The 12,333-nt window shown below is 62.2% G+C and carries 7 protein-coding genes and 2 pseudogenes; 2 read left to right on the top strand and 7 right to left on the bottom strand.

What is annotated here, in order from left to right:
* Positions 1–3: 3 nt before the first annotated feature.
* The 4 genes from DM807_RS20065 to aspT form a co-directional block, all read right to left on the bottom strand.
* Entirely contained in the window at positions 4–1,017 is a 1,014-nt protein-coding gene (locus tag DM807_RS20065; protein WP_179027793.1) for an AraC family transcriptional regulator, read from the bottom strand.
* Between the two features lie 73 nt (positions 1,018–1,090).
* Positions 1,091–1,759, bottom strand: a complete 669-nt coding sequence (locus tag DM807_RS20060) for a DUF3313 domain-containing protein (protein ID WP_012272669.1) — start codon at positions 1,757–1,759, stop codon at positions 1,091–1,093.
* Between the two features lie 50 nt (positions 1,760–1,809).
* A complete protein-coding gene (locus DM807_RS20055) occupies positions 1,810–3,102 on the bottom strand; it encodes an OmpP1/FadL family transporter (protein WP_179027792.1) in 1,293 nt (430 codons plus the stop codon).
* 212 nt (positions 3,103–3,314) lie between these two features.
* Entirely contained in the window at positions 3,315–4,997 is a 1,683-nt protein-coding gene (aspT, locus tag DM807_RS20050; RefSeq protein ID WP_060492498.1) for an aspartate-alanine antiporter, read from the bottom strand.
* 310 nt (positions 4,998–5,307) lie between these two features.
* Between aspT and DM807_RS27895 the strand changes: the two are divergent.
* Positions 5,308–5,976: pseudogene (locus tag DM807_RS27895) on the top strand (PAS domain-containing protein); the annotation flags it as partial.
* A gap of 105 nt (positions 5,977–6,081) precedes the next feature.
* A pseudogene (locus tag DM807_RS28185) lies at positions 6,082–6,237 on the top strand (methyl-accepting chemotaxis protein); the annotation flags it as partial.
* A 218-nt stretch (positions 6,238–6,455) separates the two neighbouring features.
* On the opposite strand, the gene DM807_RS20040 reads toward DM807_RS28185, so the two are convergent.
* The 3 genes from DM807_RS20040 to DM807_RS20030 are packed head-to-tail and all read right to left on the bottom strand — an operon-like array spanning position 6,456 to position 12,312.
* Positions 6,456–9,602: an efflux RND transporter permease subunit gene (locus DM807_RS20040; RefSeq protein ID WP_179027790.1), complete on the bottom strand. Its 3,147-nt coding sequence runs from the start codon at positions 9,600–9,602 to the stop codon at positions 6,456–6,458.
* A complete protein-coding gene (locus DM807_RS20035) occupies positions 9,599–11,062 on the bottom strand; it encodes an efflux RND transporter periplasmic adaptor subunit (RefSeq protein WP_179027789.1) in 1,464 nt (487 codons plus the stop codon). Before DM807_RS20035 ends, DM807_RS20040 begins: the two co-directional genes overlap by 4 nt.
* The gene (locus DM807_RS20030) at positions 11,059–12,312 is read right to left on the bottom strand and encodes a TolC family protein (RefSeq protein ID WP_179027788.1); all 1,254 of its coding nucleotides are present in this window, start codon (positions 12,310–12,312) and stop codon (positions 11,059–11,061) included. Before DM807_RS20030 ends, DM807_RS20035 begins: the two co-directional genes overlap by 4 nt.
* Between the last annotated feature and the right edge of the window lie 21 nt (positions 12,313–12,333).

Genomic DNA, 12,333 nt, shown 5'->3' with positions numbered 1-12,333 from the left:
TACTCAAAGTGCGGCGATCACCGGGTCGCCGTATTGCCGTCGATGCTCAAGCGGCGTGATATCGAACCAGCGCAAATGCGCACGGCAGAACGAGGTGGTACGACGATAGCCCAGCTCGTTGGCGATCTGCCCGACAGACAAGGTGGTCTTGCGTAGCATCTGTTGTGCCTGGCGGCGGCGAATACCGTCCAGATAGCCTTCGAATTCGATACCATCGCTGGCCAGGTGCCGTTGCAAGGTGCGTGAATTCATGTTCAAGGCCAGCGCCACCTGTTCCAGGGTGCAGCGTTGGGCGGGCAGCAGCATCTGGATCTTGCGCTCTACCGAGGCCAGCAGGCTGTCGCAAGGGACGGCCTGGTTCTCCAGGAAGTGGCGGACGATGGCATGCAGGTCGGCGTCATGGTGCACGCAGGCTTCTTGCAGTACGTCAGCCCCCAGCACCAGGCTGTTGTGGGCCTGGCCGAACAGCACCGGGCAGTCAAAGTAACGTGTGTAGCCCGAGGCATCGCCCAACGCGGCGTGGCGCAAGGTCACCGCCCGTGGCCGCAGTGGCGCGCCGCGCAGCTCGCCAATCAGCAGCCGCGCCCCCATCACTGATTTCTCGACAATTTGCGGCGTCTGTTCGGAACTCGGCAGGCCGTTGTCGAAAAACAGCATGGCCTGCCCGGCGCGGTGTTCCAGGCGAAAGTGGATAGCCGGGCTGTAGTGGCGCATGTAACGGATTACCGCCACCAGGGCGTGGCCTACGGTGGGGGCTGAGTTGGCCAGGTGGCGCAGCGGGCCGACCAGGGTCGAGCCTTGGCGCAATGCTAGCTCCAGGCCGAAGCGGGGCAGGCTCAGGGCGTGCGCGCTGCCTTCGAACAGTTGCACCAGGCTCAGGTAGGGTAGGTGCTTGCCGTAGTTGCCGACCACATCCGGGGCAATGTGCAGCGGGGCCAGAAAGTCCCGCTGCGCAGCACCGTGTTCGACCAGTAGCTGGTCATATTGCAGCAATGCGCTGCCGCGAATGCTGTCCATGGAATCGCGCCTCATCAGTGACCGGGGGCGGGCCTGCACGCTCCTGGGCAGGGCCGTGCTTAAGGGAAGCGGCCTATTTCCGCAATGCCTGGAAGGAGCCGACCATGTCCTTGGCCCAGCCATCGAGTACGGCTTTGGCGTCTTTTGCCTGCATGACCTGGGATGAGTCATCCAGCTCGGTACCTGCACCTTTGCGCACCACTTCGGCCACCACCTGGTTGCTGTCACCATCAAGGAACGCCGCTTCGGTGGCGATGCTGGTGTCCTGGTCACGGATACCGGTGGCGGTGCTGATGCCTGCGGCGATCAACGCAATCGGAATGACTTCATAAGGGCGCAGGCTTTTGGTCTGGGCGCTCACCGCCGTTATCGCCGGGCGCACCACCAGTACGCGCGGACCAGGGCTGGTGGCCAGCGGTAATACCTGGGAGAAGTGGTTCTTCAGGGTCTGGTCGTAGTACTGGGTGATCCCCGTCAAGGTCGATTGCGGCACTTTGTCGGTCGGTTGCGGTTTGGGGTAGAGCTGGCTTGGCTCTATGTACACGCTGGTGTAGCGCTTGGCATCGACCCCGGGCTTGATCCAGCGCATGACTGGCGCGCCGGACGGCGACTTGTCTTCCTTGAGGATGCTGTAGTCCTTAAGGAACCCTGAATACTGGTCGGACTCCACGTACTTGCTGGCGCACCCCTGCAGCATGAGGGTTGCAAGGCACAGCGATGCAGCCAATGTCTTGGTGTTCATGCAGCTTCTCCTTCGTTGCGTTGATCAATGCCCACCGCTTTGCCGGGGCCTCAGAAGCGCCAGGTGGCGCCACCGCCGATGATGTGCAAAGCGCTGTTGTCATAGCTGCCTGACAGCGTGCTGCCCGAGCGCGCCTTGGTCTGCTCGACGTCCATGTCGCCGAGCCACACCAAGGTGTAGGCCAGGTGCAGCTCCAGGCCCTCATCGACCTGGTAGTTGACCCCGGTAGCCAACCGCCAGGCCTCGCCCATGGGGTTGTCGACCGTGCGGTCCTTATCGTCCACGGCCGAGCTGTCGTAACCCAGGCCGACGCTCCAGCGCCATTGTCGGGTGGCCTGGTACTGTGCGCCCACGGAGGCATGCCAGGTGTCCTTGTATTGGCGGTCGACGGTGCGGCTGGTGCCGCCAGCGTCGCTGTCCACCTCCACGCCGACGTCGCCAAAGTCGCTCCAGTCCTGCCAGTTGAGGCTGCCGAGCAGGGTCCACTGGTCGTCCAGCTCGTGGGCGATGCTGAAGGTGACGGTTTGCGGCACGTTGAGGTCGAGCTCCAGCGAATCTACGTCGAGGCGGCGCAGGGCGACGTTGAGCAGCGGGTTGTCGATGTCCTTGAGGTGCGGTTTGTCCTCGAACTCCAGCTTGACCTTGCTGGTGTAGGCCAGGCCCACACGGGTGCGGGCATCAAGCTGGTACAACAGGCCCAGGTTGACGCCTACGCCGACATCGGTGTCCTTGTACTCCAGCTGGCCATCGGGCCGGTCGGCCAGGCCCAGCAGGTTATTGTTGATGGCCATCTCGGTGCGGTAGTAGCCGACCATGATGCGCGGGCCAACCCCGATGGACAGGTCGTCGGTGAACTTGTAGGCCCAGGTCGGTTGCATCGAAACGCCAATCACTGCGGCCTCCTGGGTGAAATAGCGGCCGGCCCAGTCGTCGTCGTAGTCCAGCGCCAGGCCAAAGTTGCCATACATGCCGAAACCGATGGCAGAGCGCTCGTCGAGCTGGTGGCTGATGAACAGGCTGGTACCGGGCAGGTATTGCAGCGCATTGCCGCCTTCGTTGCCGTCGAACTGGTTGCCGGCGTCGCGGGAAAAACGCAGGTCGCCAAGAATGACCTGGGCGTTGGCGCTAATCTGAGTGCCTTTAAGCCGGGTGATGCCCGCCGGGTTGCTCATCAGCACGCTGGGGTCGGTGGCCAGTGCGGCAGACCCGGCATTGGCCAGGCCGTTGCCCTCCTGGCCGGCTTCATAGATGAGGATGCCACCAGCCCAGGCCGCATTGCCGAACAAGGATGCCGTGCAAAGCAACAGGGTTGCTGAGCGGCGCAGGCAGTACAACGATTCCATCAGACGCTCCTTGTGACTGAAGCGCTGTACCGTTTTATGGCAACTACCAGCGAACGTTGAGGCGTAGTAGAAGCAGGGTAGCCATGTTGAAATCAGGCAGCTGGCGCCGGGCACACTCTTTTCACGACAATTTCACATTCTGAATGAGTAGCAGCTGCTGGCACTGTGAGTCAGTACTTTAGACGACACTTGCCGGCGGGCAAGTCGAGGCGTCAGGCAAAGGCGATGATGATCGGGCCACATACTGCGAGCAGCACATTGGAGACGGCATAGCAGACGGTGAAACCGATGACTGGGGTATTGCTTCCCGACTGCTCGATGATCTTGTTCATCGAGGCCGCTTCGGTCTGTGCTCCGGCCAGCGCGCCCAACAGGATCATCGGATGCAAGCGCAGCACGTAGCGGCCAACGTAGAGTGTGACCAGCGGCGGAATGAGGGTCACCAGTGCGCCTGCCAGCAACAGTGCCATGCCTTGTTCCCTGACCGCCGTCAGCGCCGCCGGCCCGGCCAGCAAGCCCACGACCGCGCCGAAGGCGGTCAGGCCAAACTCGGAAAACGCCCACTGTGCGGCAGGTGGCAGGGCGCCGAGATCGGGATGTCGCGAGTTGTACCAACCGATCAACAGCCCGGCTAGCAACACGCCACCGCCGATGCCGAGTTCCACTGGAATCATGCCGATGTGAGTAGACAGCAGCCCCACCAGTGAACCGGCAACCAGGCCCAGCGCATGGATGGCGATATCGCTGCGGTAGCTGGCGTGTCGGATCCGGCCCAGTTGCGCGGCCAATGCGTCAACACTGCTGGCTCGCCCAGTAAGGCTGATGACATCGCCCCGACGCAGAATGGTTTCCGGCAAAAGGGGCAGGGGCAGGCCTTGACGGGTGATGCCCGTGAGAAAGCAACCCATGCGCTCGGAACCGGTAAGTGCGGCCTTCACCTGATGCAGGCTGCGACCGGCCAGGTGGCGGCTGGTCAGCACGATGTCGGCGCTGCGAGTGGCGAACGACAGGCTTTGCGGGTGATCCACTTCCGGGCCTATCCAGCCGTGCAGATCGCTCACAGCATCGCGCAGGGCGTATATGCCCAGGATGTCGTCACGTTCAAGGCGCAATGCCGGGTCGCGCTCCAGGTGTTGCCCGGCGCGGGTGACGCGTTCGATGCTCAGCGCCGGGTGCAGCGCCTCCACATCGGCGATGGTTGTGCCGGCTGCATGGGCGGCCGTGAGCCGATGGGCGCGCACGACGATGCGGGTATAAGGGATGCTGATGGCGTCTTCATTGCGTTCAATGCCCAGTTCACGCTCCAGCGCCTGGGCGCTGCTGCGCAAGTCCACCCCGAGCAGGCGTGGCGCCAGGCTGCCGACGAAGACGATCAGCCCGACGGTGCCGAATACATAGGTGATCGCATAGGCTACAGCCATGTGGCTGTTGAGCTCGGCCTTGGCTGCCGCGTCCAGCGGTAATTGGCCGATCGCGCTGCTGGCCGTGCCCATGATCGCCGTGTCCGTCAGGGCGCCGGCGCCCAGGCCTGCGGTAAAGCCTGCATCGAAGCCGTACAGCGCGTTCATCGCCAGAATCACTGCCAGGGCAGTGCCGCACAGCACCAGCGAGAGAATGACCAGCTTGAACGTGCCGCGGTTGAGGCTGCCGAAGAATTCCGGCCCACTCTTGAAGCCGACCGCATAGATGAACAAGGCGAAGAATACCGATTTCAGTTCGTGGGGCACTTGCAGGCCGATCTGACCAATCAGCAGCCCCATCAGCAGTGCGCCAGCGACAGAACCCAGATGGAAACTGCCCAGCTTGATACGGCCGAGCAGGATGCCCAGGGCAATGGCGAGAAATACAGCGATTTCGGGATTGTCTCGCAGTGCATCCATGACCCGGTCAAGCATGGTGGCAACCTCCTGAAGCGGCGATGGCGGACATGTCTTCATGAGTATGCGTGCAATTAGCTGATGCACGGTGCATGTCGCCAAATGCGCATGCTCTGGTGGACCGCATGAAAGTCACGCAGGGACAAGCTGGCTGGCAGGTTCAAGCAAGCAATAGGGGCTGGCAGTAGAGGATAGTGGCGCTGCCTCACCAGGCGATCTCTTACTTCATACGTACTGCATTTGAGCGCCGGCCTCCCGCCGGCGTTTTTTTGTATGACGTCCAGAGCGCGTACGCCTGTACGTCGAAAACCACAGCAGGAGCGGGTGCATGTTTTTCAGGAAAGTCCACTGGATGCAGGCGTTTTCCCAGGCACTGGCCCAGGCCCAAGCGGGGCAGGTGCCACAGCGCTTTGAGTACCCGCTGCTCGCGCGTTGTCCCGAGGTGCTGCAAGGTTTGAGCGAGGTGGTTGCGCAGCGCCAGCAGAGTGCTTTGGCGTTGCGCCGGCTGGAAGTGTCGCTGGGAGCCCGAGAGGTAGAACTGGAGGCCGCTCGCGCTAGCTTGCGAGCAGCGGAGCTGCGTGAAGCTGGCCTTGTCGAGCGCAATCGTGAACTGGACGCACGACGTGTCGAGCTTGCGCAGCAGGCGCAGGTATTACTGGATCAACAGCAGCTTTGGGCGTTGTTGCAGACCACGCTTACCGAAGGGGTGTGGGATATCTCGGTAGCCCATGGCGATGTCGGGCACCCGTCCAGTCACATGCGGTTTTCCGACCAGTTCCGCTGCCTGATGGGCTATACATCCGAAGAGTTGCCTGATGGCTGGCAATCTCAGGTCGACATCACTCATCCAGACGACCTGGCGGGCATCATGAGCGTCTTCGATGCCGCGATCATCGCGCCGGTTGAGGCGGCGGAGTACGTGTTCGAATACCGCATGCGCCACAAGCAGCGGGGTTATATCTGGTGCCGCGAGCGAGGGCGCGCAGTGCGAAACGAGCAAGGGCGGCTGGTGCGCGTGATCGGGGCTGTGCGGGATATCAGCGATGAGCGCAGTGTCCAGGCCAGCCAAGCGCAGATGCGCCAGCAGAATCAAGCCAGCTACGAGCGTATCGCACAGATGATCAGCGTCATTCGAAGTATCGCCGAGCAGACCAACCTTCTGGCGTTGAATGCGGCCATCGAGGCCGCCAGGGCGGGCGAGGTGGGGCGAGGGTTTTCGGTGGTTGCCGATGAAGTGAAGAAACTCGCGCGAAGTACCCGCCAGGCGACGCAACAGGTTCAGGACATGCTCAATGGGCTTTCCTAGCCGGTTGCCAGGCCGTGCCGATGACCGACACCTGCGTGGACTGCACCCAAAGGTCACTTGAAACTCATCCTGTTTGCTGGGTTCTGGCAAACAGGATGAGCAACCGGAGGGTTAGTGCTTGCGGATGTCTTCGATCGTCGCAGCGCTCCCCTCCATAGGGAAATCGAACCTCACCTTGCCCCTACCTTCAAGCCGTCAACCTGTCGGCGTCGGATCATCCAGTACGCTGCGGGGATGACGAACAGCGAGAGCAAGGGTGCAGTCAGCATGCCGCCCACCATCGGTACAGCGATTCGCGCCATCACTTCGCTGCCGGTGCCGTCGCTCCAGAGAATCGGCAGCAGCCCTGCGACAATTACCGCCACGGTCATGGCTTTGGGGCGAATACGATGCACGGCACCCTCGCCAATCGCGTCCAGCAGCGCTGCTTGCGTGTGCTCGCCTTTGGCTAGGCGCTCGGCCCAGGCGTTGTTCAGGTAGAGCAGCATGATGACGCCGAACTCCGCGGCCACCCCTGCCAAGGCGATGAAGCCGACACCCGTGGCCACCGACAGGTTGAAACCCATCAGATAAAGCAACCACACACCACCGGTGAGGGCGAAGGGCAAGGTACCCATGATCAGCAGCGCTTCTTCCATACGGCCGAAGGTGAGGTAAAGCAGAACGAAAATGATCGCCAGCGTTGCCGGTACCACCCACGTCAGGCGAGCATTGGCACGCTCCAGATACTCGAACTGGCCGGAGTAGCTGAGGCTCATGCCGGGTTCAAGCTTCACCTCGCGCTCTACCACTTGGCGCAGGTCGGCCACCACGGACGACAGATCACGACCGCGTACGTCGATGTAAACCCAGCCCGAAGGGCGGGCGTTCTCGCTCTTGAGCATCGGTGGACCATCGGTGATGCGCACCTGTGCGACGGTACCAAGGGTGATCTGCCCGCCCTGGGCTGTGTAGATCGGCAACTGACGCAGTGCATCGGCGGAGTCTCGCCATTCCCGTGGGTACCTTACGCTGATGGGATAGCGCGCCAACCCTTCAACCGTTTCGCCAATGGTTTCACCACCGATGGCTCCGGCAACAATGGCTTGCACGTCTGCGATGTTCAGGCCGTGGCGCGCTGCCGCCTGACGGTCGATATCGAGGTCGATGTAGCGCCCGCCAGTCAAGCGCTCAGCCAATGCCGAGGTCACGCCGGGCACCGTTTTCGCTGCCCGCTCGACGGCCAGTGTCACGCGATCGATCAGCCCGGGGTCGCTGCCAGCCACTTTCACGCCAATGGGGCTCTTTATGCCGGTAGCCAACATGTCGATCCGGTTTCGAATGGGCGGAATCCAGATGTTGGTCAGCCCTGGTACCTGAACTGTCCGGTCGAGCTCTTCAATCAGCTTCTCGCTGGTCATACCCGGTCGCCACTGGTCTTTCGGCTTCAGGCGCACGATGGTTTCGAACATCTCCAGCGGCGCGGGGTCGGTCGCCGATTCGGCGCGCCCGGCTTTGCCAAATACGCTGGCCACCTCGGGCACGGTCCGAATCAGCTGGTCGGTGCGCTGCAGCAACTGTGAAGCTTTTTGGGTGGATAACCCAGGAAGCGCAGAGGGCATGTACAGCAGGTCGCCCTCGTCCAACGGCGGTAGAAACTCCCCGCCTAAATGGTTCAATGGCCACAGGCTGCTGAGGAGGATCAGCAGTGCACCCATCAGCGTCATGCGTGGTCGGCGTAACACAACCTCCAGCGCGGGGCGATACAGCCGAATCAGCCCGCGGTTAAGCGGGTTGCGCGCCTCCGCTGGCAGCGGGCCGCGAATCCAGTAGCCCATCAGCACCGGTACCAGCGTCACCGCCAGCCCTGCGGCAGCAGCCATGGCGTAGGTCTTGGTGAACGCCAACGGTGCGAACAACCGTCCTTCCTGGGCCTGCAAGGTAAAGACCGGAACGAACGACAGTGTGATGATCATCAGGCTGAAGAACAGGGCCGGCCCCACCTCGACTGCCGCCTCGGTCATGACCTTCCAGTGTTGTTCGCCCTGCAGCTGGCCCCCCGGGTTGCGGGCATGCCAGGCCTCGACATGCTTGTGTGCGTTTTCGATCATTACCACTGCCGCGTCGACCATTGCACCGATAGCGATAGCGATGCCGCCAAGTGACATGATGTTGGCGTTCATCCCCTGATGGCGCATGACGATCAGTGCAATCAGCACCCCCACTGGCAGGGAGACGATCGCCACCAGTGATGAACGCAGGTGCCAGAGAAACGCCGCGCACACCAGTGCGACCACGATGAACTCTTCGAGCAGTTTTTGGCTCAGGTTGTCCACGGCGCGGTCGATCAATTGGCTGCGATCATAGGTGGTAACCAGCTCCACCCCGGCGGGCAGGCCCTTCATCAACGCTTCGAGTTTTTCCTTGACGCGGGCAATGGCTTCCCTTGCGTTTTTGCCGCTGCGCAAAATGACCACACCACCCACGGCCTCGCCCTGGCCATCCAGTTCACCAATCCCTCTGCGCGCCTCTGGCCCAAGCTGTACGGTGGCGACATCGCCAAGCGTTACTGGTGCGCCATTGGTGGCCAGACGCAGGGGGATGGCGCGCAAATCATCGAGTGTCTTCAGGTAACCCGAAGCACGAACCATGAATTGCGCCTCACCTTGCTCAAGGACACCCCCGCCGGTTTCCTGGTTGGCCTTGGCGATGGCATCCGTCACCTGCGCTTGGGTAATGCCAAGCGTGGCCAGGCGCAACGGGTCGAGCACCACTTGGTACTGCTTGACCATGCCGCCGATACTCGCCACTTCGGCGACATCAGGCAGGGTCTTGAGCTCGAAGCGCAAGAACCAATCCTGCAGGCTGCGCAGTTGCGCCAGGTCATGACCACCACGGCGGTCGACCAGCGCGTATTGATAAATCCAGCCCACACCTGTGGCATCTGGCCCGAGTATGGGTTTGGCCGACGCAGGCAGGCGCGATTGCACCTGGCTCAGATACTCCAGGACCCGCGAGCGTGCCCAGTAGAGGTCGGTGCCATCCTCGAACAACACGTAGACGAAGCTGTCGCCAAAGGCCGAGAAGCCGCGCACTGTCTTGGCGCCAGGCACTGAGAGCATGGTGGTGGTCAGTGGGTAGGTCACCTGGTTTTCCACAATCTGTGGCGCTTGCCCAGGGTAGGAGGTGCGAATGATGACTTGCACGTCCGACAAGTCAGGCAACGCGTCGATTGGCAGGCTACGCACCGAGAGCACGCCCCAGGCCACCAAAAACAACGTGGCGAACAGAACCAGCACCCGGTTGCCCACCGACCAGCGTATCAGTTGCGCAATCATGGCTGACTCTCCTGCGCATCGAGCTGCTCGATCACCATGCCTTCGTCACGTTCGCGGATACCAAAGTGAATGCGACTACCCACTTTCAGCCCGGCGAGCATCACGGAGTCGGCCACCGGGAAGGTCATGGTCATTCCAGGCATGCCCAAGGTGATGAAAGGGCCATGGGCGATGGTGAGCTGCTTGCCGTCTATCTGCACAATTTGCCCGTCTGCCTCGTGCAGTGGCGGTTGTGCAGGTACCAGTGGGGTCTCTTGCGCAGTTGCAGCCTCGATGCCCTTGAGGCTGGCCTCGGAGTCAATAAGAAATTGCCCCGACGCCACTACCCGCTGGCCTGCCTGCAGCCCTTGCAGCACGGCGACCTGGCCGCCGCTTTCCTGGCCCAGTACCACTTCGATCGGGCGGAAGTGGCTTTGATCTTCGGCAAGCATCACCACATTGCGTTTACCGGTACGGATCACGGCCTCGGCAGGTATCAGCAAGCTGTCATCGGCTTGCCCAACCGGATGCAGGGTGACCTGGGCGGTCATGCCAGGGCGCAATCGACCCTCGAGGTTGGGCAGCTCGATGCGCAGCCGCAAGGTACGGCTTTGCAGGTCCGCGTCAGCCAGCAGCGCTGTCAGCTTGCCGGTCAATGCATGGCCGGGATAGGCGGGCAGTTCGGCTTGCACTGCCAAGCCTTCACGCAAGCCCTGAGCCTGAGCTTCAGGTACTGCTGCCTCAAGCCAGACGTTGGTCACACCGTTGATGCGCGCCAGGGTAGCGCCAGGTAGTACGGTCATGCCTGGGCGTAGCTCCAGCGCCTGGATGACACCGGCGGTGGGGGCAACCAATGTCACCAGGGCCTGCACCTTGCCACTGCGTGCGACCCGGTCAATCAACGTCGCCGGCATTCCCGCCAGCAACAGGCGCTGGCGGGCGGCTGCCTGCAGGCCGGCATCACCCGAACGGCGCAGCGCCAGAAACTCTTCTTGCAACCCTACCCATTCTGGCGCAAGTACATCGGCCAGCGGTGCCCCCTTGGTCACTGCATCACCTGTGGCGCGCCCGTAAGTGCGTTCGACGAACCCTGCGGTTCGCGCTTGCAGCACACTGAAGTCGCGCTCGTCGTAGGCCAGTACACCGCTGACCTGCAGTGTGCGCTCAAGGCGACCCTGGGTAACTGTCGCCAGCCTGACCCCAAGGTTCTGCTGGATACCCGGCGTAATCTGCACAGCGGGCCGTGTGTCATCCGGGGTGCCTCCCGCGTATTTCGGCACCAGCTGCATATCCATGAAGGGCGACTTGCCTGGTGCGGAAAAGTGTTGCTGCGGGTACATCGGGTCGTACCAGTAAAGTGCCTTTTGCTCCTCTGAACTCGGCGCCTTGGCACTTTGCCCGCGTGCTGCCAACCAATAGCCCGCACTGCCACCCAGAGCCAATGCAACGGCTGCGATCAGACCGATAGACGTACTTTTCATGCCCGAACCTCGCCGTACGCGAAATGCAAACGTGCCGCTGTCGCTGCCAGTTGGCCTTGCAGGTCTAAGTCCTGTAACCGCGCGTCTACCCGTTGCCGCCGCGCCGCGAGCACTTCACTCAAGGCCGATTTGCCTGCTCGGTAATCTGCCAATGCCAAACGCACGCGTGCCTCGGCGAGCGGTAGCAGGGTGTCTCGGCTTCGCGCCACTGCACGCTGCAGGCGCTGGTATTCAGCCATGTCTGCCTCCAGCTGCGCGGTATGCTCCCGCAGGGCCGCGTCTTGCTCGTCCTCCAGCTGGCGCACTTGTGCACGCCGGGCGGCGATCATCGGGTCTTGCCGAGAGCCTGTGAACAAGGGCAATTGAAAACTGACCTGCACACTCACCATGTTGCTGAATGCCGGCCCGCGCCGTTGGTAGTCCAGTTGCCAACCCCAGTCAGACTTCTTCTCGGCTTGCGCCTGATGCACCTGGGCTTCGGCTTCTCGGCTCATGGCGCCATAAACCGCCAGCGCAGGGTGGGCGTGTAGCGCATGCAGGTAGTCAGTTGCATTTACCGCCCACTGAGGAAATGCGCGTGCTTGCACATCTGCGTCCTGGCCGGTCCAGCGTTTGAGGGCGGCTCGCGCCTGGCTCGCCTGGCTTAGCAGCAGGTCTTTCTGCGCGTCCAACTGAGCCATTTCCTGGTTTGGAGCAAGTGCATCGGTTGCTGCACCGCCTCCGCCGGCCAGGCGGGCGTGGACGGCCGAAGTCAGCAGCTGATTCTCTTTGTAGAATTCGTCGAATTGCTGCAGCTTTCGCTGCACCGTGTAGGCCGCCAGCCACGCCTGTGCCGTCGCTGCGCGTACGTTTTGACGCTCCAGAACCGCCTCGGCATCGGCGCGTTCAACCGCTGCCCGCGCGGTTTCGACCCGTGCCTTGCGTTTGTCTCTGTTGGGCACTTCCTGGGACAGGCCAACCACCTGCATGGTCATGAAGTCTCGGCTTGTGCTCCAGCGATCACTGCCCTCCACCGGCAGGTTCTGCAGCCCGAGATTCAGCCGAGGGTCGGGCAGTTCACCCGCAGGCAGGATCGCGCTGCGTGTCGCCGACACCTGCTCCTGGCGTGCCTGAAGCGAAGGGGCATTGCGCTCTGCCAGTTGCAGCGCATCGTCCAATGAAAATGAAGCGGCCTGCGCCGATAGCGTCGGCAGCAGGATTACCAGGCCGAGCGCAAGCGTCCGTCCTGAATGCAAACGTAGGGGAGTCATGAGCATGATTCCTCGAAAAAA

Source organism: Pseudomonas hunanensis (genome assembly GCF_013393325.1).
In the GTDB taxonomy this organism is placed as follows: Bacteria; Pseudomonadota; Gammaproteobacteria; order Pseudomonadales; family Pseudomonadaceae; genus Aquipseudomonas; species Aquipseudomonas putida_P.
Note: the sequence above shows the minus strand (reverse complement) of the source record. Positions and strands in the feature narration are given on the sequence as shown.

Excerpts from the sequence above, each read along its gene's own strand:
- DM807_RS20040 (WP_179027790.1), bottom strand. The coding sequence starts at position 9,602 with ATGATTGCGCAACTGATACGCTGGTCGGTGGGCAACCGGGTGCTGGTT.
- DM807_RS20065 (WP_179027793.1), bottom strand. The coding sequence starts at position 1,017 with ATGGACAGCATTCGCGGCAGCGCATTGCTGCAATATGACCAGCTACTG.
- aspT (WP_060492498.1), bottom strand. The coding sequence starts at position 4,997 with ATGCTTGACCGGGTCATGGATGCACTGCGAGACAATCCCGAAATCGCT.
- DM807_RS20030 (WP_179027788.1), bottom strand. The coding sequence starts at position 12,312 with ATGACTCCCCTACGTTTGCATTCAGGACGGACGCTTGCGCTCGGCCTG.
- DM807_RS20035 (WP_179027789.1), bottom strand. The coding sequence starts at position 11,062 with ATGAAAAGTACGTCTATCGGTCTGATCGCAGCCGTTGCATTGGCTCTG.
- DM807_RS20060 (WP_012272669.1), bottom strand. The coding sequence starts at position 1,759 with ATGAACACCAAGACATTGGCTGCATCGCTGTGCCTTGCAACCCTCATG.
- DM807_RS20055 (WP_179027792.1), bottom strand. The coding sequence starts at position 3,102 with ATGGAATCGTTGTACTGCCTGCGCCGCTCAGCAACCCTGTTGCTTTGC.